Source organism: Bacillus sp. 95MFCvi2.1 (genome assembly GCF_000374965.1).
GTDB lineage: Bacteria > Bacillota > Bacilli > Bacillales > Bacillaceae_G > Bacillus_A > Bacillus_A pseudomycoides.
Map to the genome: position 1 here is coordinate 1 of NZ_KB895735.1, position 22,034 is coordinate 22,034.

Annotated in this window: 17 protein-coding genes, 1 rRNA gene, 1 pseudogene and 1 riboswitch; of the genes and pseudogenes, 17 read left to right on the forward strand and 2 right to left on the reverse strand. The window is 37.9% G+C overall.

The window, feature by feature from the left end:
- The first annotated feature begins 104 nt into the window (after positions 1-104).
- Positions 105-220 (forward strand): 5S ribosomal RNA (gene rrf / locus C568_RS0128440).
- Positions 221-263: 43 nt separating this feature from the next.
- Here rrf and C568_RS35915 read toward each other — a convergent pair.
- Positions 264-508 (reverse strand): annotated as a pseudogene (locus C568_RS35915) (hypothetical protein).
- 421 nt (positions 509-929) lie between these two features.
- Positions 930-1,031: riboswitch (purine riboswitch) on the forward strand.
- A 110-nt stretch (positions 1,032-1,141) separates the two neighbouring features.
- On the opposite strand from C568_RS35915, the gene purE reads away from it, so the two are divergent.
- From purE to purD, 12 genes are all read left to right on the forward strand, one after another.
- Complete coding sequence (gene purE / locus C568_RS0128445) at positions 1,142-1,627, forward strand: 5-(carboxyamino)imidazole ribonucleotide mutase (protein ID WP_006093209.1); 486 nt, start codon at positions 1,142-1,144, stop codon at positions 1,625-1,627.
- Positions 1,624-2,775: a 5-(carboxyamino)imidazole ribonucleotide synthase gene (gene purK, locus C568_RS0128450; protein ID WP_018783508.1), complete on the forward strand. Its 1,152-nt coding sequence runs from the start codon at positions 1,624-1,626 to the stop codon at positions 2,773-2,775. Before purE ends, purK begins: the two co-directional genes overlap by 4 nt.
- Complete coding sequence (gene purB, locus C568_RS0128455) at positions 2,772-4,073, forward strand: adenylosuccinate lyase (RefSeq protein ID WP_018783509.1); 1,302 nt, start codon at positions 2,772-2,774, stop codon at positions 4,071-4,073. Before purK ends, purB begins: the two co-directional genes overlap by 4 nt.
- Before the next feature lie 89 nt (positions 4,074-4,162).
- Positions 4,163-4,882, forward strand: coding sequence for a phosphoribosylaminoimidazolesuccinocarboxamide synthase (gene purC, locus C568_RS0128460; RefSeq protein ID WP_018783510.1), 720 nt, complete (start codon positions 4,163-4,165; stop codon positions 4,880-4,882).
- Positions 4,875-5,129, forward strand: coding sequence for a phosphoribosylformylglycinamidine synthase subunit PurS (gene purS, locus C568_RS0128465; protein WP_000278826.1), 255 nt, complete (start codon positions 4,875-4,877; stop codon positions 5,127-5,129). Before purC ends, purS begins: the two co-directional genes overlap by 8 nt.
- On the forward strand, positions 5,126-5,809 hold the full coding sequence (gene purQ / locus C568_RS0128470; RefSeq protein ID WP_018766466.1) for a phosphoribosylformylglycinamidine synthase subunit PurQ: 684 nt from the start codon (positions 5,126-5,128) through the stop codon (positions 5,807-5,809). Before purS ends, purQ begins: the two co-directional genes overlap by 4 nt.
- On the forward strand, positions 5,793-8,012 hold the full coding sequence (purL, locus tag C568_RS0128475) for a phosphoribosylformylglycinamidine synthase II (RefSeq protein WP_018783511.1): 2,220 nt from the start codon (positions 5,793-5,795) through the stop codon (positions 8,010-8,012). Before purQ ends, purL begins: the two co-directional genes overlap by 17 nt.
- Positions 7,997-9,412, forward strand: coding sequence for an amidophosphoribosyltransferase (purF, locus tag C568_RS0128480; RefSeq protein ID WP_018766468.1), 1,416 nt, complete (start codon positions 7,997-7,999; stop codon positions 9,410-9,412). Before purL ends, purF begins: the two co-directional genes overlap by 16 nt.
- Positions 9,413-9,528: 116 nt before the next feature.
- Positions 9,529-10,569, forward strand: coding sequence for a phosphoribosylformylglycinamidine cyclo-ligase (purM, locus tag C568_RS0128485; protein ID WP_003205715.1), 1,041 nt, complete (start codon positions 9,529-9,531; stop codon positions 10,567-10,569).
- Complete coding sequence (gene purN / locus C568_RS0128490; protein ID WP_018783512.1) at positions 10,566-11,153, forward strand: phosphoribosylglycinamide formyltransferase; 588 nt, start codon at positions 10,566-10,568, stop codon at positions 11,151-11,153. The genes purM and purN overlap by 4 nt, the downstream gene beginning before the upstream one ends.
- Before the next feature lie 24 nt (positions 11,154-11,177).
- On the forward strand, positions 11,178-12,713 hold the full coding sequence (purH, locus tag C568_RS0128495) for a bifunctional phosphoribosylaminoimidazolecarboxamide formyltransferase/IMP cyclohydrolase (protein ID WP_003194601.1): 1,536 nt from the start codon (positions 11,178-11,180) through the stop codon (positions 12,711-12,713).
- A 275-nt stretch (positions 12,714-12,988) separates the two neighbouring features.
- Positions 12,989-14,254: a phosphoribosylamine--glycine ligase gene (gene purD / locus C568_RS0128500; RefSeq protein ID WP_018783513.1), complete on the forward strand. Its 1,266-nt coding sequence runs from the start codon at positions 12,989-12,991 to the stop codon at positions 14,252-14,254.
- A 121-nt stretch (positions 14,255-14,375) separates the two neighbouring features.
- Here the strand turns inward: purD and C568_RS0128505 are convergent, their stop codons facing one another.
- Complete coding sequence (locus C568_RS0128505) at positions 14,376-15,773, reverse strand: sigma-54 interaction domain-containing protein (RefSeq protein WP_018783514.1); 1,398 nt, start codon at positions 15,771-15,773, stop codon at positions 14,376-14,378.
- 188 nt (positions 15,774-15,961) lie between these two features.
- Here C568_RS0128505 and C568_RS0128510 point away from each other — a divergent pair, with 188 nt between their 5' ends.
- From C568_RS0128510 to C568_RS0128525, 4 genes are all read left to right on the forward strand, one after another.
- Complete coding sequence (locus C568_RS0128510; protein ID WP_003194606.1) at positions 15,962-16,738, forward strand: SDR family NAD(P)-dependent oxidoreductase; 777 nt, start codon at positions 15,962-15,964, stop codon at positions 16,736-16,738.
- Positions 16,739-16,768: 30 nt separating this feature from the next.
- Entirely contained in the window at positions 16,769-18,157 is a 1,389-nt protein-coding gene (gene gcvPA, locus C568_RS0128515; RefSeq protein WP_003194607.1) for an aminomethyl-transferring glycine dehydrogenase subunit GcvPA, read from the forward strand.
- A 29-nt stretch (positions 18,158-18,186) separates the two neighbouring features.
- Positions 18,187-19,758, forward strand: a complete 1,572-nt coding sequence (gcvPB, locus tag C568_RS0128520) for an aminomethyl-transferring glycine dehydrogenase subunit GcvPB (protein ID WP_018783515.1) — start codon at positions 18,187-18,189, stop codon at positions 19,756-19,758.
- Between the two features lie 198 nt (positions 19,759-19,956).
- Positions 19,957-21,441 carry an amino acid permease gene (locus tag C568_RS0128525; RefSeq protein ID WP_018783516.1) on the forward strand — a complete coding sequence of 495 codons (1,485 nt, stop codon included), beginning with the start codon at positions 19,957-19,959 and terminating at the stop codon, positions 21,439-21,441.
- Positions 21,442-22,034 lie beyond the last annotated feature (593 nt).

Below are 22,034 nucleotides of genomic sequence, written 5' to 3' on the forward strand. Positions count from 1 at the left end.
AAGCATGGTGACATGTGGAGCTGACGAATACTAATAGATCGAGGACTTAACCATATAATATGAAGCAAATGTTATCTAGTTTTGAAGGAATATACCTTCAATAGTTTGGTGATGATGGCAGAGAGGTCACACCCGTTCCCATACCGAACACGGAAGTTAAGCTCTCTAGCGCCGATGGTAGTTGGGACCTTGTCCCTGTGAGAGTAGGACGTCGCCAAGCAAAAACCTAAGTCGTTTCGACTTAGGTTTTTTTGTATACATTTTTATTTGCCAAATGTAGTAATCCATAAATTTAGTAATGCTAAAAAAGAAAAAAGAAGAGGCTGTTTAAAATAATAGTGATTTGTTTTGGTTTTCCAGGTTTTCCGAACGAACCTAGAATAGTTCCGATAATGGGACTAATTATTTCTATAAGCAGTATAGGTTTGAAGTAATGATAGTAGAAAAAGTGAGATGTTATAAAGGAAGATTCAATAATTGCACCAGTTACTGCGATGAAAAAAAACAAATATGATCATATATTAAGGTTCTGCATAATTAATCCACCTATAAATTAGTGTGAACTTATAGTAATAGTATCATGAGCTTCACTTAAATATACAAAAAATGATATTACTTAAACCTTAATTTGATTACTTCTTCTTATGCTAAGGTTATACATGGTATGAATTTGAAAATAAATAACTGTTATTGTGATAAATTTAGAAAATGAAATTCAATTAAATCCTGGTTAAGGTATTTTATCGCTACACGGCTAGATCTTCATATGATTGCATCTTATACGCCTATCCTAATTCCCTTTCCCACTTGCATATATTTTCACTTCTTCTTTTGAATATAACTAAAACACGAACGATATCAATAACTAATAAAAAAACATTCGATTATTTGTTGACATGGCTTATGAAATGTTGTTAATATATCCATAGAAACAATATTATATCGCACCTCATATAATCGCGGGGATATGGCCTGCAAGTCTCTACCTAACGACCGTTATTCGTTAGACTATGGGGGAAAGTCACTCGGTATTTTTCTATTCACAAGGGATACGTATGCCTGAGTAGAGCGCTTTCTCTCATAGTAAAAGAGAAACTGTTCTATTTCAGGCTTTTTTTATTTGAATCGGGGGGATTCTAATATGAAATCACTAGTTGGAATCATAATGGGAAGCACGTCAGACTGGGAAACAATGAAATATGCTTGTGACATTTTAGATGAATTACACATTCCGTATGAGAAGAAAGTTGTATCCGCTCATCGGACTCCAGATTATATGTTTGAATATGCAGAAACAGCTCGTGAACGTGGGTTAAAAGTTATTATTGCTGGAGCTGGAGGAGCCGCTCATTTACCAGGGATGGTTGCGGCGAAGACAAATCTTCCTGTAATCGGTGTTCCTGTTCAATCAAAAGCGTTAAATGGTTTAGATTCTTTACTGTCTATCGTTCAAATGCCAGGAGGGGTTCCAGTTGCGACTGTTGCGATTGGTAAGGCTGGTTCAACAAACGCAGGACTACTTGCTGCACAAATACTTGGATCATTTCATGATGACATACATGATGCATTAGAACTGAGACGAGAAGCAATTGAGAAAAATGTGCGTGAAGGTAGTGAGTTGGTATGACAAGAATCATTTTACCGGGAAAAACAATTGGCATTATTGGTGGTGGCCAGCTTGGAAGAATGATGGCGCTAGCAGCGAAGGAAATGGGTTATAAAATTGCTGTACTAGATCCGGCAAAGCATTCACCATGTGCACAAGTTGCTGATATTGAAATTGTTGCATCTTATGATGATTTGAAAGCGATTCAGCATTTAGCGGAAATAAGCGATGTTGTCACATATGAATTTGAGAATATTGATTATAGATGTTTACAATGGCTTGAAAAACATGCGTATTTACCACAAGGCAGTCAGTTATTAAACAAAACGCAAAATCGTTTTACAGAAAAGAATGCAATCGTAAAGGCTGGTTTACCAGTAGCACCATATAGACTTGTGAAGAAGCAAGATGAACTTTTAGAAGCAATTACGGAACTTTCCTTTCCTTGTGTGTTAAAAACAACAACAGGAGGATATGACGGAAAAGGGCAAGTTGTTTTAAGAAGTGAGACGGATGTTGTAAGAGCATGGGAGCTTGCCAGTCAAGCTGAATGTATTCTTGAAAAATGGGTGCCATTTGAAAAAGAAATATCAGTTATTGTAACTCGTAGCGTAAGTGGTGAAACGAAGGTATTTCCAGTAGCTGAAAATATTCACGTTAATAACATCTTACATGAATCCATCGTACCAGCTCGTATTACAGAAGAGCTTTCACAAAAAGGAATTGAATATGCACAGGTACTAGCGGATGAACTGCAGCTTGTGGGAACACTAGCGGTAGAGATGTTTGCTACGGCAGATGATGAGATTTATATTAATGAATTAGCACCAAGACCTCACAATTCAGGACATTATACAATTGATGCATGCGAAACGAGTCAATTTGGGCAACATATTCGAGCAATCTGTAATTTACCTCTAGGAGAAACAAATTTGTTAAAACCAGTTGTCATGGTAAACATTTTAGGCGAACATATAGAAGGGGTCCTAAAGCAAGTGAATAGATTAACCGGGTGCTATTTACACTTGTATGGAAAAGAAGAAGCAAAGCTGCAGCGTAAAATGGGGCATGTAAATATTTTAAATGAAAATGTTGAAGATGCTTTAGACAAAGCGCAAGAATTGCATATTTGGGACCATCAAGAACAACTTTTGGAGGGAAAAAGATGATTAGTCGTTATACACGCCCTGAAATGGGTGCGATTTGGACGGAAGAGAACAAATTTAAAGCGTGGTTAGAAGTTGAGATTTTAGCATGTGAAGCATGGGCCGAACTTGGTGATATCCCAAAAGAAGATGTGAAAAAAATTCGTGAACATGCATCATTCGATATGGAGCGTATTTATGAGATTGAAAAAGAAACACGTCATGATGTAGTTGCTTTCACTCGTGCTGTATCAGAAACACCAGCATTAGGTGAAGAACGCAAATGGGTACATTACGGTTTAACATCTACAGACGTAGTAGATACAGCTTTATCTTATATCTTAAAACAAGCAAATGAAATTCTACTAAACGACTTAGAAAATTTCATTACTATTTTAGCTAACAAAGCAAAAGAGCATAAGTACACAATTATGATGGGAAGAACACACGGTGTTCATGCAGAACCAACAACATTTGGTTTAAAACTTGGTCTTTGGTATGAAGAAATGAAACGTAACTTAGAACGTTTCAAACAAGCAGCTGATACAGTTCGCGTTGGTAAATTGTCTGGTGCAGTTGGTACATACGCGAACATTAATCCATTCGTAGAAAAATATGTTTGTGAAAACTTAGGGTTAGAAGCAGCTCCGATTTCAACACAAACATTGCAACGTGATCGTCATGCACATTACATGTCAACACTTGCATTAATCGCAACATCTATTGAGAAAATGGCAGTCGAAATTCGTGGTTTACAAAAGAGTGAAACACGTGAAGTGGAAGAGTCATTTGCGAAAGGACAAAAAGGTTCTTCTGCAATGCCACATAAACGAAATCCAATCGGTTCTGAAAATATGACTGGTTTAGCTCGTGTTATCCGTGGTTATATGATGACATCTTACGAGAATGTTCCATTATGGCATGAACGTGATATTTCACATTCTTCTGCGGAACGTATTATCTTACCAGATGCAACAATCGCATTAAACTACATGTTAAATCGCTTTGGTAATATCGTGAAAAACTTAACGGTATTCCCAGAGAACATGAAGCGCAATATGCAAAGAACATACGGTTTAATTTACTCTCAACGCGTAATGCTTACACTAATCGACAAAGGTATGGTACGTGAAGAAGCTTACGATATCGTACAGCCTAAAGCGATGGAAGCTTGGGAGACACAAGTACAATTTAAGGAGCTTGTAGAAGCAGATGAGCGTATTACAAGCAAATTAACACAAGAAGAAATCAACGAATGCTTTAACTACGAGCATCACTTACAACACGTTGATACAATCTTTGAACGTCTTGGATTAAACTGATAATTTTATATGGCACAGAATAGAGTCATTCTGTGCCATTCTTTATAAAAAAATTATTCATATTTTTCAAACTACAGGGGGCTTGCGAAATGCAAAAGCTAGAATTGCTGTATGAAGGTAAGGCAAAAAGAATTTATCGTACAGAAGCAGCAGATATGGTTTGGGTAGAGTACAAAGATAGTGCTACTGCTTTCAATGGGGAGAAAAAAGCGACAATTACAGGAAAAGGTCGTCTGAACAATGAGATTACAACTCTTTTATTCAGAAAGTTACAAGAAGTGGGAATTAAAACACATTTTGTTGAGAAGCTGTCAGATACAGAACAACTTGTGAAAAAAGTAAGTATTATTCCATTAGAGGTTGTCACAAGAAACGTAATTGCAGGAAGTCTTTCAAAACGATTAGGAATGGAAGAAGGAACTGTACTTGCAGCACCAATCGTAGAATTTTACTACAAAGATGATGATTTAGGAGATCCGCTTGTAACAGAAGATCATATTCGCGTATTAAACGTTGCAACGCCAAAGCAAGTAAGTACATTAAGAGAAAAAGCTCTACAAATCAATCAAGTATTGATTGAGCACTTCGCAAGCTGTCGTGTAAGATTAGTAGATTTTAAATTAGAGTTTGGTGTAACAGAAGAAGGCGAAATCGTATTAGCAGATGAAATTTCACCAGATACTTGCCGTTTATGGGATGAAGAGAGCAATGAGAAATTTGATAAAGATGTATTCCGCCGTGATTTAGGCAATTTAACAGAGGCATATGAAGAAATTTTAAAACGTTTAGGGGGAGCTTCACATGTATAAAGTTAAGGTATATGTAACATTAAGAGAGAGCGTATTAGATCCACAAGGAACAGCAGTAAAAGGTGCTCTTCACAGTCTTTCCTTTACAGAAGTACAAGATGTCCGTATTGGTAAATATATGGAGTTAACAATCGATAAATCAGTAACTGATCTGGATAGCAAGGTAAAAGAAATGTGTGAAAAACTATTAGCGAACGTTGTAATGGAAGATTTCCGTTACGAAGTTGAGGAGGTTGTCGCACAGTGAAATTTGCCGTAATCGTTTTTCCAGGTTCGAACTGTGATGTTGATATGTTTCATGCAATTAAGGATGAGCTTGGTGAAGAGGTAGACTACGTTTGGCATGATGCAGAGAATTTAGATGAGTATGATGCAATTCTTTTACCAGGTGGATTCTCTTACGGTGATTATCTTCGCTGCGGTGCCATTTCTCGCTTTGCAAATGCAATGAAGGCAGTGCAAAAAGCTGCTGAGCAAGGAAAGCCGATTTTAGGTGTATGTAATGGATTCCAAATTTTAGTTGAATCAGGATTACTACCAGGTGCATTAATGCGAAATGAAAACTTGAAGTTTATGTGTCGTACAGTTCAGTTACGTGTGGAAAATAATGAAACAATGTTTACGTCGCAATATAAACAGGGTGAAGTAATCGATATTCCAATCGCACATGGCGAAGGAAATTACTACTGCGATGAAGCAACTCTTAAAGAATTAGAAGAAAAGAACCAAATTGCATTCCGTTATGTAGACAATCCAAACGGAAGCGTTTCAGATATTGCAGGTATTGTAAATGAAAAAGGAAATGTACTTGGCATGATGCCACATCCAGAGCGTGCTGTGAGTGAATTGCTTGGCGGCGCTGAAGGTTTAAAAGTCTTTCAATCTATTTTGAAACATTGGAGGGAAACATATGTCGTTAATGCTTGAACCAAATCCAACACAAATTAAAGAAGAACGTATATATGCGGAAATGGGGCTAACAGACGAAGAGTTTGCCATGGTTGAAAAGATTTTAGGTCGTTTGCCGAACTACACAGAAACAGGTCTTTTCTCTGTTATGTGGTCAGAGCACTGTAGTTATAAAAACTCAAAACCAGTTCTTCGTAAGTTTCCAACAACAGGAGAGCGTGTACTACAAGGACCTGGAGAAGGTGCAGGGATTGTAGATATCGGTGATAACCAAGCGGTTGTATTTAAAATGGAAAGTCATAATCACCCTTCAGCAATTGAGCCATATCAAGGCGCGGCAACGGGTGTTGGTGGTATTATTCGCGATGTATTCTCTATGGGAGCACGTCCAGTAGCATTATTAAACTCACTTCGCTTCGGTGAACTACAATCACCACGCGTAAGATATTTATTTGAAGAAGTAGTTGCAGGGATTGCAGGATACGGTAACTGCATCGGTATTCCAACTGTGGGCGGAGAAGTACAGTTTGATCCATGTTATGAAGGCAACCCGCTTGTAAATGCAATGTGCGTTGGTTTAATTAATCATGAAGATATTAAAAAAGGGCAAGCGCACGGTGCTGGTAATACGGTTATGTACGTAGGTGCTTCAACAGGACGTGACGGTATTCACGGTGCAACTTTCGCATCGGAAGAACTATCTGAGAGTTCAGAAGCAAAACGTCCAGCAGTACAAGTAGGCGATCCATTTATGGAGAAACTTCTTATTGAAGCATGCCTAGAGCTGATCCAATCTGATGCTCTTGTCGGAATTCAAGATATGGGAGCTGCCGGTTTAACATCATCTTCTGCAGAAATGGCAAGTAAAGCAGGAATGGGTATTGAAATGTACTTAGACGATGTACCACAACGTGAAACAGGTATGACACCATATGAAATGATGTTATCTGAATCACAAGAACGTATGTTGATTGTGGTGAAAAAAGGTAGAGAACAAGAAATTGTAGATTTATTTGAAAAGTACGGACTTGCGGCAGTTACGATGGGGAAAGTAACTGAAGATAAAATGCTTCGATTATTCCATAAAGGTGAAATGGTAGCGGAAGTTCCAGCAGATGCATTAGCAGAAGAAGCACCAATTTATCATAAGCCTTCAAAAGAAGCAGCGTACTTTAAAGAGTTCCAAGAAATGAAGATGGAAACACCAAAAGTAGATAACTATAAAGAGACATTACTAGCTCTATTACAACAACCAACGATTGCAAGTAAAGAGTGGGTATATGATCAGTACGATTATCAAGTGCGCACAAGCACAGTTGTCACACCAGGATCAGATGCGGCAGTTGTACGTGTACGTGGTACAGAGAAAGCATTAGCAATGACAACAGACTGTAACTCTCGCTACATTTACTTAGATCCTGAAATGGGCGGTAAAATTGCAGTAGCAGAAGCTGCACGTAATATCGTATGTTCTGGTGGAGAACCACTTGCAATTACAGATTGCTTGAACTTTGGTAACCCAGAAAAACCAGAGATTTTCTGGCAAATTGAGAAGTCAGTAGATGGTATGAGTGAAGCTTGTCGCACATTACAAACTCCAGTTATCGGCGGAAACGTATCAATGTACAATGAACGTAGCGGTGAAGCTGTATATCCAACACCGACTGTTGGTATGGTAGGTCTTGTTCATGACTTAAAACATGTAACAACACAAGAGTTTAAGCAAGCTGGCGATCTTATTTATGTAATTGGTGAAACGAAAGCTGAGTTTGGTGGAAGTGAATTGCAAAAGATGGTATACGGTAAAATCTTTGGTCAGTCACCAAGCATCGATTTAGAAGTAGAATTAAAACGCCAAAAACAATTACTAGAAGCTATTCAAGCGGGACTTGTTCAATCTGCACATGACGTTGCAGAAGGAGGATTAGCAGTTGCGATTGCTGAAAGTGCAATTGGTGCGAAACACTTAGGTGCTACTGTGAAATTAGATGGGGAAGCAACAGCGGCATTATTCTCGGAATCACAATCACGCTTTGTCGTAACAGTAAAACGTGAACAACAAGAAGCGTTTGAGAAATCAGTAGAAGCAATTCAAGTTGGAGAAGTCACAAATACAAATGAAGTAACAATTCATAATGAAGAAAATGAAGTATTACTTATAGCAAATGTTGATGAAATGAGAAAGGCTTGGAAAGGGGCAATCCCATGCTTGCTGAAATAAAGGGGTTAAATGAAGAATGTGGCGTTTTCGGAATTTGGGGGCATGAAAATGCAGCACAAGTTACGTACTACGGATTGCATAGTTTGCAGCACCGTGGGCAAGAAGGCGCGGGCATTGTTGTCAATAACGGGGAGAAAATTGTTGGCCATAAGGGGTTAGGTTTAGTATCAGAAGTGTTTTCAAGAGGTGAGCTAGAAGGCTTAAATGGAAAATCAGCAATTGGACACGTGCGCTATGCGACAGCAGGCGGAAGTGAAGTAGCAAATGTGCAACCATTACTATTCCGTTTCTCTGATCATAGTATGGCGTTAGCTCACAACGGAAATTTAATTAACGCAAAAATGCTTCGCCGTGAATTAGAGGCAGAAGGAAGTATTTTTCAAACAAGTTCAGATACAGAAGTACTGCTTCATTTAATTAAACGTAATACAAAAGGTTCACTAATCGAGAGCGTAAAAGATGCATTGAACAAAGTAAAAGGCGCATTTGCGTATCTTTTACTAACAGGAAATGAAATGATTGTTGCACTAGATCCGAATGGATTCCGACCACTTTCAATTGGGAAAATGGGGGATGCGTATGTCGTAGCATCTGAAACATGTGCTTTTGATGTAGTTGGTGCAACATACATTCGTGATGTAGAACCTGGAGAACTACTTATCATTAATGACGAGGGTATTCAAGTAGATCGTTTTACAAACGAAGTAGATCATGCAATTTGTAGTATGGAATACATTTACTTTGCTCGTCCAGATTCTAATATTGCTGGCATTAACGTTCATGCAGCACGTAAAAATATGGGAAAACGTTTAGCGATGGAAGCTCCAATTGAAGCAGATGTTGTAACAGGTGTTCCAGACTCTAGTATTTCGGCAGCGATCGGTTATGCAGAAGCAACAGGAATTCCATACGAATTAGGATTAATTAAAAATCGTTACGTTGGTCGTACCTTTATCCAACCTTCTCAAGAATTGCGTGAGCAAGGGGTAAAAATGAAGCTTTCAGCAGTACGAGGCGTGGTTGAAGGAAAGCGTGTTGTAATGATTGACGATTCCATTGTACGAGGAACAACAAGTAAACGTATTGTGCGCATGCTTCGTGAGGCAGGAGCGACAGAAGTACATGTGAGAATTGCTTCTCCGCCACTTAAGTATCCATGTTTCTATGGAATTGATATTCAAACGAGAAAAGAATTAATTGCAGCAAATAACTCTGTAGAAGAAATACGTCAAATCATCGGTGCAGATTCTTTAACATTTTTAAGTGAAGATGGCTTAGTAGATGCAATTGGACGTCCATATGAAGGGAAATACGGCGGCTTATGTATGGCTTACTTTAATGGAGATTATCCAACAGCTCTTTATGATTATGAGCAAGAGCTTTTAGAAAGTATGAAATAAAAAGGCGAGAAGCTTCTACTTCATTTTAAGTAGAAGCTAGCTTTTTCCTAAAACATACTCTATAAAGAGAGTGCCCGCTTGGGTGGGAGAAATTAAAAGACGAGGTGTAAAAAACGATGGCGAATGCATATAAGCAAGCAGGAGTAGATATTGAAGCTGGATATGAAGCGGTATCTCGCATGAAAAAACACGTACAAACAACAATGAGAAAAGAAGTACTAGGCGGTCTTGGCGGTTTTGGAGGTATGTTTGATCTATCAAAATTTGCATTAGAAGAACCTGTATTAGTATCTGGAACAGACGGCGTGGGTACAAAATTAATGCTCGCTTTTATGATGGATAAACATGACACAATTGGTATTGATGCAGTAGCGATGTGTGTAAATGATATTGTTGTCCAAGGGGCAGAACCGCTTTTCTTCCTTGATTACATTGCTTGCGGTAAAGCAGAACCTAGTAAAATTGAAAACATCGTCAAAGGTATATCAGAAGGTTGTCGCCAAGCGGGTTGTGCATTAATTGGTGGAGAGACAGCTGAGATGCCAGGTATGTATTCCACTGAAGAGTATGACTTAGCTGGTTTTACTGTTGGAATTGTTGATAAAAAGAAAATTGTAACAGGTCAGTCTATTGAAGCTGGTCATGTATTAATTGGTTTAGCATCTAGTGGTATTCATAGTAACGGGTATTCTTTAGTACGAAAAGTGTTATTGGAAGACGGACAGCTATCTTTAGATCGTATACAGGGTCGCTTAGAACTACCTCTTGGTGAAGAACTATTAAAACCAACGAAAATTTATGTCAAACCTATTTTAGAACTATTGAAAAAGTATGAAGTGTATGGCATGGCACATATTACAGGTGGCGGCTTTATTGAAAATATTCCACGTATGTTGCCGGAAGGAATCGGTGCAGAAATTGAACTAGGTTCTTGGCAAATTCAACCGATTTTTAGCTTGCTTCAAGAGGTTGGAAAATTAGAAGAAAAAGAAATGTTCAATATTTTTAACATGGGTATTGGTATGGTAGTTGCAGTAAAAGAAGAAGATGCAAAAGCTGTTGTTCAACTTCTTGCAGAACAAGGAGAAAAAGCACATATTATTGGACGTACTGTAAAAGGATCAGGTGTTACTTTTAATGGAGGCGCAGAACTATGAGTAGATTGGCAGTCTTTGCCTCTGGAAGCGGCTCTAACTTCCAAGCACTAGTTAATGCAGTGGAAGAAAAAAGATTACATGCTGAAATTAGTTTGCTAGTATGTGATCAACCTGAGGCACGTGTTATCGGACGAGCGCATTATCATCATGTTCCATGCTTTGCTTTTTCAGCGAAAGAATATGAATCAAAAGAAGCATTTGAAAATGAGATATTAAAAAAACTGCGAGAATACGAGATTGATTGTGTTATTTTGGCAGGATATATGCGTCTTATCGGGTCAACATTATTAGAAACCTATGGTGGGAAAATCATTAACATTCATCCATCATTATTACCGAGTTTTCCAGGGAAAGATGCTGTTGGTCAAGCATTAGAAGCGGGTGTGAAAGTAACTGGTGTGACAATTCATTATGTAGATGCAGGGATGGATACAGGACCAATTATCGCACAAGAAGCAGTAACAGTTTCTGAAACGGATACGAGAGAGAGTTTACAAAAGAAAATTCAGCAAGTTGAACATAGATTGTACGTAGATACGGTGAACGAAATCGTTCAATTTATAGAAGAGCCAACTGTTAAATAACATTCAACTAGGGGTGAAGGATAAATGAAAAAGCGTGCATTAGTAAGTGTTTCGAATAAAACAGGGGTTGTAGAATTTGTTAAAGGATTACTTGAACAAGGGATTGAAGTTATTTCAACAGGCGGAACGAAAAGATTATTAGAAGAAAACGGCTTACAAGTCATCGGGATTTCTGAAGTAACAGGTTTCCCAGAAATTATGGACGGACGTGTAAAAACATTACATCCAAACATCCATGGTGGTTTACTTGCAGTACGTGATAATGAAACGCATGTGGCGCAGATGAATGAATTAGGCATTCAGCCAATCGACTTTGTTGTTGTAAACTTATACCCATTTAAAGAAACAGTTGCTAAACCTGATGTGACATTTGCTGATGCAATTGAAAATATTGATATCGGTGGTCCAACAATGATTCGTTCAGCTGCGAAAAATCATAAATTTGTATCAGTAATCGTTGATCCAACAGATTATGATGTTGTACTAGCTGAGTTAAAAGAAAACGGTGAAGTTACAGACGAAACAAAACGTAAATTAGCAGCAAAAGTATTCCGCCATACAGCGGCATATGATGCATTAATTTCAAACTATTTAACTGAACAAATGGGAGAAGAAAGTCCAGAAACATTAACGGTAACATTCGAGAAAAACCAAGATTTACGTTACGGAGAAAACCCACATCAAAAAGCAACATTCTATAAAGCACCATTTGCAGCAACTTCTTCTGTTGCATATGCAGAGCAGTTACATGGAAAAGAGCTATCTTACAACAATATCAATGACGCAGATGCAGCGCTTAGCATCGTGAAAGAATTTACAGAACCAGCAGTGGTAGCAGTAAAACATATGAATCCATGCGGAGTTGGTGTTGGTACTGATATTCATGAAGCATATACACGTGCTTACGAAGCAGATCCAGTATCAATCTTTGGCGGCATTATTGCAGCGAACCGTGAAATTGATAAAGCTACAGCAGAAAAATTACATGAAATTTTCTTAGAAATTATTATTGCACCTTCCTTCTCAGAGGAAGCATTAGAAGTGTTGCAAAGTAAGAAAAACTTACGCCTTTTAACTGTAAATATTGAAAAAGCAGTAAATGCAAGTAAAAAATTAACTTCTGTACAAGGTGGCCTTCTTGTTCAAGAAGAAGATACGCTAGCGCTAGATGAAGATGCAATTACAGTTCCAACAAAACGTGAACCAACAGAGCAAGAATGGGCCGATTTAAAACTAGCTTGGAAAGTTGTCAAACACGTAAAATCAAATGCAATTGTTTTAGCAAAAGATAATATGACAATTGGAGTTGGAGCTGGACAAATGAACCGCGTTGGCTCAGCGAAAATTGCTATTACACAAGCTGCTGATAAAGCACAAGGTAGTGCGCTTGCATCTGATGCATTTTTCCCAATGCCAGATACAGTAGAAGAGGCTGCTAAAGCAGGGATTACAGCAATCATTCAACCAGGCGGATCGATTCGTGATGAAGATTCTATTAAAAAAGCTGATGAGTTTGGCATTACTATGGTGTTCACTGGCGTACGTCATTTCAAGCATTAATAGGGGAAGTTTAAAAAGTCCGGTCAAGATAACCTTCGCATTTCTTCGTTGCATTGCCAGTCCGGTACTCATGTAGTATAAGCTACACTCCGTGTCCTCCTGGCAGCTGCGCCTCGAACTGCTCGGTTCTCTTGATCCTCCTTTTTAAACTTATATTGTTAGAAGAAGTTCAAAAAGTCCGGCCAAGATAACCTTCTTTTTGAACATGAACGAATAGAAACAAACTAGGGGCATTGCTCCTAGTTTGTACTTATTTGAATATTGGAGGATGACATATGAAAGTTTTAGTAATTGGCCGCGGTGGACGTGAGCATGCTTTAGCTTGGAAGTTTGCACAGTCTGAGCAAGTGGAAAAGGTATATGTAGCACCAGGAAATGAAGGTATGAGAGACGTGGCAACGCCAGTTGCTATTGATGAAAATGATTTTGATGCACTTGTTCTGTTTGCGAAAGAGAACAATATAGGTTTAACATTCGTCGGTCCCGAAATTCCGCTTATGAATGGGATTGTCGATCGTTTTGAGGCAGAAGGACTTCGTGTTTTTGGTCCGAATAAAGCAGCGGCTGTGATTGAGGGCAGTAAAGCTTTTACAAAAGAATTGATGAAAAAGTACGATATTCCAACAGCAGCATATGAAACGTTCACGAACTATGAGGAAGCAGTAGCGTATATTCGAAAAATTGGTGCACCAATTGTTATTAAAGCGGACGGTTTAGCAGCTGGTAAAGGTGTAACAGTGGCAATGACGTTAGAAGAGGCATTACAAGCTGTAAAAGAAATGCTGCAAGATGTGAAATTTGGTGAAGCAAGTAAAAAGGTTGTTATTGAAGAGTTTCTAGATGGACAGGAATTCTCTTTAATGGCATTCGTAAATGGAACAACTGTTTATCCAATGGTAATTGCACAAGATCATAAACGCGCTTTTGATGGTGATAAAGGACCGAATACAGGAGGAATGGGTGCATATTCTCCAGTACCACAAATTCCAGAATCAGCGGTTGAAGTAGCGATTGAAACGGTTTTACATCCAACCGCTCAAGCGATGATCAAAGAAGGCCGTTCATTTACAGGCATTTTATATGCAGGTCTTATTTTAACAAACGAAGGCCCAAAAGTAATTGAGTTTAATGCTCGTTTTGGAGATCCGGAAACAGAGGTTGTACTGCCTCGTTTAGACAATGATTTAGTTGATGTATGTAATAGCGTTTTAGATGGAGAAAAATTAGTACTTAAATGGTCTGAAGAAGCGGTTATTGGTGTAGTACTTGCTTCAAAAGGATATCCTGAAGTATATGAAAAAGGCGCTATTATTCACGGATTAGATACATTAGAAGATGCAATTGTTTTTCATGCAGGTACAGCTATGAAGCGTGGAGATTTCGTAACAAACGGTGGTCGTGTACTATTTGTTGCTTGTAAAGCAAAAGACTTACAAGAAGCGAAAGATAAAGTATATAAAGAAATCGCGAAAATTAAGAGTGATGGGTTATTTTATCGAAATGATATAGGATACCGCGCAATTGCAAAGGTAGATTGCTAGAAGCTAACATGTTTTATGTTAGCTTCTTTTTTTGTTTAGTATTTACTTTCGTTCAAAACATAAAAAGTGGTTTGCTTTATTTTGTATGCAGAAAGCAAGTCCTAATAATTAAAGTAGTATATTATCTAGTTGATCCTGAAATCCCAAGCTTCTCCATCTTCCTGTATAATGTTCGAACACTAATTCCTAAATCAGCAGCAGCCTGTTTTTTTCCTTCATAATCATATCCATAATAATGAAGCTTTTTAATAATACTCTCTTTTTCGGCCTCTTTTAATGTACTGCATTCTTTTGAAGTTGACTGTGGTTGAGTTATATTATGTTGTAGGAATCCCGGTAAGGATGATTGGGTTAATTGGCTACTCTTTTCCATATTCATACTGTATTCTAAAATGTTCTCTAGTTCACGAATGTTCCCAGGCCAGTGATATTGCTTTAACTTTTCTAAAAAATCATCTGTATAAGTTTGAATGAATTTTCCTGTTCTTGTTTGTAATTTTTCAATTAAGAAGGGAACTAGTTTTTTTAAGTCTTCTTTTCTTTCTCTTAATGGTGGTAAATGGATAGGAATAACATTTAGTCTGTAGTAAAGATCGGAACGGAATTGTTTAGATTCCATCAATTTTTCTAATAATTGATTAGATGCAGCGATAATCCGGATATTCACTTTTTTAGGAAGTGTTCCACCAATTCTTTGTACAACACCATCTTGCAGTACTTTCAATAGTTTTGGTTGTAAATGGAGAGGGAGATCGGCAATTTCATCTAAAAATAGTGTTCCTCGATCGGCCATTTCAAAGTAACCTGGTTTTCCTTTTTTCCTTGCTCCCGTAAATGCACCTTCCTCATAGCCAAAGAGTTCACTTTCGAATAAAGATTCAGGAATACTAGCACAATTTATTTCAATGAAATCTCCTCTTTGGAACATGCTCTGTTCATGAATAAGTTTTGCCATTAAGCTTTTTCCCGTCCCTGTTTCTCCAGTAATAACAATAGAGGAAGTACTACTTTTCATATTTTTTAAGATTTCTTTTATGTTTTGCAATGTATGGCTGTTCCCAAGGATATATTCAGTTTGTTTTAATTTCGTGCCCATTGTGGGAGTGGAATAATTGGTTTCATGAATGATAGCAGTAATAATCCCTTTTAATTTTTCCATCCAATAGATAAATTCTTTTTGCTGGTCGATTAACTTCTGTTGTTTATTTTTTGAAAAACTAACGAATGAAAGATAACCGTAGTGGCGTTCATTTTGAATCATGTTTTGTATAATTTCTGCAGTTGATGGACAGCTCTTTTGAAAGTGACAACCATGACACATATTCATATGTCCTGGCTTATGTACAAAGGTAATGGGATGCTCGTATAGTTTTTGGAAAAATGGGAGGTAGACACGTTCTCCTTTTTTCTTTTTATATTCTTCCGTTGAAGAAACTAATAGCCCTTCATGGTTGAAATAGGCGATTTCTATTTGTAAGAGTTCGGAAAAGGTATGAATAATTTTTGTGATTGTAGACAATTTAGAACCTCCTTTCTATTATATAACCATTGTATGATAATTCCGAAAAATGAAAAAGTGTCAAACGTTTGTCAAAAATGTCAAACAATCGTATTAAGATTGCTTGCTATGATAAGGATTTTCTATGCAATAACATTGGCATGATTTTTGCTTAATAAAAAGTAGATGTAAATAAAGGAGGCTTTTTTATGGAAAGAGATTATTTTCAATTAAAGGATAAAGTGGCGGTTGTAACTGGGGCGGCATCAGGAATTGGGTATGCGACTGCAACAATTTTTGCTGAAGTAGGGGCTGCCGTTATTCTTTTAGATATTGATGAAGAAAAGGGTATGCAAGCTGCACAGAGTTTACGGGATGAGGGACAGCGAGCAGAGTTTTTGAAGTGCGATGTAACAAGTGAATTAGATTGTAAGAATGTTAGCGAACATATTAGGCAGGTATATGGAAGTGTAGATGTGTTGTTTAACAATGCGGGGATTATTAGAAGAAAAACAGTTGTTGAATTAGAGGAAAGGGAGTGGGATTCAGTTATTAATGTTTCATTAAAAGGTGTATACCTATTATCTAAATATATCATTCCAATTATGGCTGAAAAGCAAGGTGGGAGTATTATCAATACAGGTTCCGGATGGGGGCTAAAAGGAGGCGATAAAGCAGCTGCTTATTGTGCTGCAAAGGCCGGTGTTGTGAACTTAACGAAGGCGATGGCAATTGATCATGGTCCGCAAAATATTCGAGTGAATTGTATATGTCCTGGTGATACAGATACACAGTTACTACGTGACGAGGCGAAGCAATTAAATGTGGAAGAGGGAACATTTTTGAAAGAGTCAGCAACAGATCGACCTCTATCAAGAATTGGTACGCCTCGTGATATCGCAAAAGGTGTTTTATTTTTAGCTAGCGATTTGTCATCTTGGGTGACAGGAACGGAACTTGTTGTTGATGGTGGAGGTTTAGCATAATTGAAAGAATTTTAATAAGGGGGTATTAAGATGACGAAAAAGGTACATCCTTACATTCCAAATATGGTACCTGAAGTAAAGGAAGAGATGTTAAAAGAAATAGGCGCTGAATCAGTGATGGAATTATACGCTTGTATACCGGATGAACTAAAGTTGAAAGAGGAAATGAACATACCAAAGGCGCTTACAGAATACGAGTTGCGTCGCCACATTGAAGGGATATTGTGTAAGAACACGAGTACAAGTGAATATCTAAATTTTCTAGGAGCAGGTTGCTGGCAGCATTTTGTACCAGCAGTTTGCGATGAAGTGAATCAAAGATCGGAATTTCTGACGGCATATGCCGGTGAGCCTTACGAGGATCATGGTAGATTCCAAGCGTTATTTGAATATCAAAGTCTAGTAGCTGAACTTGTTGATATGGATGTTGTAAATGTACCGACGTTTGATTGGGGGCAAGCAGCAGCTACAGCGATTCGAATGGCTGCTCGTATTACAAAAAGAACAGAGGTATTAGTAGCGCAAACCGTATCACCTGAAAGAATGAAAATTATTCAAAATTATGGCTCCCCAGATCTTGAATTTGTTTTTGTTAGTTATGATGCTGAGAATGGTCTTCTAGATTTAGAAGATTTAAAGAATAAGATTTCTTCTAATGTGGCAGCCATTTATTTTGAAAATCCTTCCTATTTAGGGTTTATTGAATCACAAGGTATGGAAATTGCGGAAATTGCGAAGCAGAATGATGCACTAGTAGTAGTTGGTGTTGATCCAATTTCACTTGGAGTGTTGGCGCCGCCAAGTCACTATCAAGCGGATATTGTTTGTGGTGATTTGCAGCCACTTGGTATGCACATGAACTATAGTGGAGGACAAGCGGGATTTATTGCTACAAGGGATGAAGAAAAGTTTATTAATGAATATCCTTCACGTCTATTTGGAATTGTGCCAACAGTAAAAGAAGGGGAGTATGGCTTTGGCGATGTGGCTTATGATCGGACATCTTTTGCCCTTCGTGAAAAAGGAAAAGAATCAGTTGGTACACAAACTGCGTTATGGGGAATTACAGCTGGGGTTTATTTATCGTTACTTGGACCGAATGGCATGTATGAATTAGGTCAAACTATTATGCAAAATAGTCAATATGCAGTAAAACAATTGAACAAAATCCCTGGGGTGAGAGGTTCAAGATTAAGTTCTCCATTTTTTAAAGAGTTTCTTGTCGATTTTAATGAGACGGGTTTATCAGTCGAAACCATAAATAAGAAATTACTAGAAAAACAGATATTTGGAGGAAAGGATATTTCGAAAGAGTTTCCTATATTTGGTCAATGCGCTTTATATTGCGTTACAGAAGTCCATACGAAGGAAGATTTGGATCAGTTAATTGCCGCCCTTCAAGAAATTGTGACGAATTAAAATAAATGAACAGAAAGGAGAATGAACTCATGAAGAAAATTAAAAGGGATAGTAAAGTTCGTGACTTTCATCAAGCAAAATGGAATGAACCAATTATTTTTGAACTTCATCAGCGAGGAGAAAGAGGAGTAGAAGTTCCGACAGCGGATCAAACGATTGTGCAGGAAGTTGGAGATGGAGTTTCAAAGATTCCTCATTCTATGTATAGAAAAGAAAGAGCGAGGCTTCCAGAAATCGGTCAGGCGCGTGTGTTAAGGCATTATGTGAGACTTTCACAAGAGACGTTAGGATCCGATTTTAACGTTGAAATTGGGCAAGGGACTTGTACGATGAAATATATCCCAAAAATTAATGAATTATTAGTACGAAATCCTAAAATAATGGAACTGCATCCTCTTCAAGATGAAAGTACGGTCCAAGGAATGCTAGAGATTATATATAAATTGGATCTTTGTATGAGAGAAATATCTGGTATGGATCATTTTTCATTTCAGCCAAGTGGTGGTACGCAAGCATTATTTGCTATGGCTTCCATTGTAAGGAAATATCATGAATCTCGCGGAGAAGGAGAAAAACGGAACGAAATTATTACAACCATTTTTTCTCATCCTTCACAAGCGGCTACAGCAGCTGTTAAAGGCTTTAAAATCATTACGCTCCATCCCGATAAAGATGGATTTCCTGATCTTGAAAAGTTAAAAGCTGTTGTTTCAGAAAGAACAGCAGGATTTGTTGTAGCGAATCCTGAAGATACAGGGATTTTTAATTCGAAGATTAAAGAGTTTACGAGGGTTGTTCATGAAGCTGGTGGGATTTGTTACTACGATCAAGCAAATGCAAATGGCCTTCTTGGGGTTACTCGGGCGAAAGAAGCAGGATTTGATATGTGTTTCTTTAATCTTCACAAAACATTTGCAGCTCCGCATATGTGTGGCGGACCAGCAACAGGTGCACTTGGAGTGAGCAAAGAGCTAAAAGAATATTTACCTGGACCAATTGTGGAATGCGATGAAGGAAAATATTATTTAAACAATGATCTGAAACATTCCATTGGAAAAGTGCGCGCTTTTCATGGGGTAGCACAAACAATTCTCAGGTCTTATGCATGGATTCGTGCCCTTGGTCCAGAAGGATTAAAAGAAGTGGCGAAAACAGCTGTATTAAATAACAATTATATGTATCACAAAGTACAAAAGATTCGTGGTGCAAGTGCTCCATATGTAAAAGGACAGCGCCTTGAGCAAGTTCGCTATAGCTGGGAAGAGCTGAAAAATGAAACAGGTATTACAACAGAGGATGTCCAAAGAAGAATGACGGATTTCGGCTTACACTATTGGACGAGTCACCATCCATATATCATACCCCAGCCGTTCACGCTTGAGCCGACTGAGAGCTATTCTAAGACTGACTTAGATGAGTATATAGCAGCCCTTGAACAAATTTCTAAGGAAGCCTATGAAAATCCCAAAGTCATTCAAAACGCTCCGCAAAATAGTACGATTCACAAATTAGATGAACAGGATTTTCTCGATAATCCGAAAAAATGGTGTATTACATGGAGAGCATATCAGAAGAAGGTGCAGTTACTAGAATTGATTTGAAGGAAATGGGAAGGCAATCAGAATTGTTTTTGATTGCCTTTCATTCTATAACATTGTAATTCTATTATTATAGGTTAAATAGTTTGAATATTCAGAATAAAAAAGAGGAGACATTGTATATTTTGAAACGAATCACTTGATTTTGCATAGAGTGATTCGGTTATTTTTTAGGAACGTTGCAAAGAGAGAGGTGAGACGATGGATAATTTAGAGACAAAATCAAATATTGGAACACCATCTACTATAGATGGAAAGTTGAATCGTGGCTTAAGGCCACGACATATATCTATGATTGCAATTGGTGGTGCAATTGGTACGGGATTATTTGTTGCAAGCGGTGCTACGATTAGTCAAGCGGGATCAGGAGGGGCATTTGTTGCGTACCTTGCTATTGGGTGTATGGTTTATTTTTTAATGACAAGTCTTGGTGAGATGGCAACATATCTTCCAACGTCAGGTTCATTTGAAACATACGGAACTCGGTTTGTTGATCCGGCATTTGGATTTACACTTGGTTGGAATTATTGGTTAAGCTGGGCTACAACCATTCCGGCTGAGTTGGCAGCAGGTGCGTTGGTTATGAAATATTGGTTGCCAGAATCCTCGGATGTTCTATGGGGGATGCTTTTTTTGGCACTTATATTTTTATTAAATGTACTGTCTGTTAGAGGGTATGGTGAATCGGAGTTTTGGTTTGCTGGTATTAAGGTCGTTACAATTATTCTATTTTTAGTGATCGGTATTTTCATGATACTTGGTATATTCTTTAGCCCGGCAGTAGGGTTTCATAATCTTACGATAGGTGAGGCTCCTTTCAAAGGAGGATTTTTGGCTATAGTTGGTGTTTTTATGATTGCAGGTTTCTCCTTTCAAGGTACAGAAATGGTTGGTATTGCTTCTGGTGAAAGTGAGGATCCAGAGCGGAATGTTCCTCGGGCAATTCGTAGTGTTTTTTGGAGGGTGTTAATTTTTTATGTGTTGGCTATAGCCGTAATAGGGATTATTATTCCATATACAGACCCGAGTCTTCTTAAATCGGATGTGGATCATATTTCTATTAGCCCATTTACTTTAGTTTTTCAAAAAGCTGGACTTGCATTTGCGGCATCATTAATGAATGCTGTTATTTTAACCTCTGTGCTTTCAGCTTGCAATTCTTCTATGTATGCTTCTACTCGCATGCTTTGGGCTCTTGCACAAGAAGGAAAAGCGCCTAAAATTTTGCGTAAGGTAAATAGAAGAGGGGTCCCTACCTATGCTTTGTATGCCAATATTATTTTTGGATTACTTGTCTTTTTATCATCATTCATTGGCGATGGCGTTGTTTATATATGGCTGCTTAATATGACGGGGTTAACGGGGTTTTTAACATGGATTGGAATCGCAATCTGTCATTATAGATTTCGTAAAGCATACGTGGCACAAGGGAGAAGCTTAAATGAACTAATATTTAAGGCGAAATGGTATCCCTTTGGTCCGCTGTTTACGTTAGTATTATGTATCATTGTTATTATTGGACAAGGAAGTGAAGTGGTTTCTGGAGGGGCGATTAACTGGTATGGAATGCTTGTATCGTATATTAGTGTACCAGTGTTTATTATTCTTTGGTTAGGTTATAAGTTTATTAAAAAGACGAAGGTTGTCCCGTTAAAAGAGTGTGACTTTAGCCGAGATGATTTGTGAAACAACCTCTAAATTGATTTTTAAGACAATAGAATATATGAATCTCATTTCTATTCATATTACGCATCCGCAGTTAGCGGGTGCATTTTTGTATGGTTGGATTATCATTATATATAGTTAGATAGAAAGATAGGAAAAATCATATCGTATGTTGAATGTTTCAAGGGGTTACAATCTGTTTGTATCTACATAAGCTCGTCTTTTCTCAAACTGTTTGCATTTTAATTCGTCAATCAACAATAGAAAAATAGAAATAACTAAAGTAAGCGCAGCGCCAATAAGTGGAAGTGCTTGATTATCTCATGGGTTATTTATAAATTGTAGGTGGGGAATATTTGACGCTTACTATTCAGTGTCTTTTTATATTTGATTTATTGATAAACATTATGAAAAAACTGGTACAAGTTAATAGATGCAATAGGTAAGAGGATCCTAATGGGTTGAAGCGAGGGTTTTACCTATTGTCATCTGTTTTTGCTATAAAGTATTAGAAATCAATAGTATACTGGTATACCCATTTCAGGGAAATCACGCATACCCATACCAGGGAAACCGCCCATGCCCATACCAGGGAAACCGCCCATGCCCATACC

Coding starts and splice junctions, on each gene's coding strand:
- purE (WP_006093209.1), top strand. CDS start 1,142: ATGAAATCACTAGTTGGAATCATAATGGGAAGCACGTCAGACTGGGAA.
- purK (WP_018783508.1), top strand. CDS start 1,624: ATGACAAGAATCATTTTACCGGGAAAAACAATTGGCATTATTGGTGGT.
- purB (WP_018783509.1), top strand. CDS start 2,772: ATGATTAGTCGTTATACACGCCCTGAAATGGGTGCGATTTGGACGGAA.
- purC (WP_018783510.1), top strand. CDS start 4,163: ATGCAAAAGCTAGAATTGCTGTATGAAGGTAAGGCAAAAAGAATTTAT.
- purS (WP_000278826.1), top strand. CDS start 4,875: ATGTATAAAGTTAAGGTATATGTAACATTAAGAGAGAGCGTATTAGAT.
- purL (WP_018783511.1), top strand. CDS start 5,793: ATGTCGTTAATGCTTGAACCAAATCCAACACAAATTAAAGAAGAACGT.
- purF (WP_018766468.1), top strand. CDS start 7,997: ATGCTTGCTGAAATAAAGGGGTTAAATGAAGAATGTGGCGTTTTCGGA.
- purM (WP_003205715.1), top strand. CDS start 9,529: ATGGCGAATGCATATAAGCAAGCAGGAGTAGATATTGAAGCTGGATAT.
- purN (WP_018783512.1), top strand. CDS start 10,566: ATGAGTAGATTGGCAGTCTTTGCCTCTGGAAGCGGCTCTAACTTCCAA.
- purH (WP_003194601.1), top strand. CDS start 11,178: ATGAAAAAGCGTGCATTAGTAAGTGTTTCGAATAAAACAGGGGTTGTA.
- purD (WP_018783513.1), top strand. CDS start 12,989: ATGAAAGTTTTAGTAATTGGCCGCGGTGGACGTGAGCATGCTTTAGCT.
- C568_RS0128510 (WP_003194606.1), top strand. CDS start 15,962: ATGGAAAGAGATTATTTTCAATTAAAGGATAAAGTGGCGGTTGTAACT.
- gcvPA (WP_003194607.1), top strand. CDS start 16,769: ATGACGAAAAAGGTACATCCTTACATTCCAAATATGGTACCTGAAGTA.
- gcvPB (WP_018783515.1), top strand. CDS start 18,187: ATGAAGAAAATTAAAAGGGATAGTAAAGTTCGTGACTTTCATCAAGCA.
- C568_RS0128525 (WP_018783516.1), top strand. CDS start 19,957: ATGGATAATTTAGAGACAAAATCAAATATTGGAACACCATCTACTATA.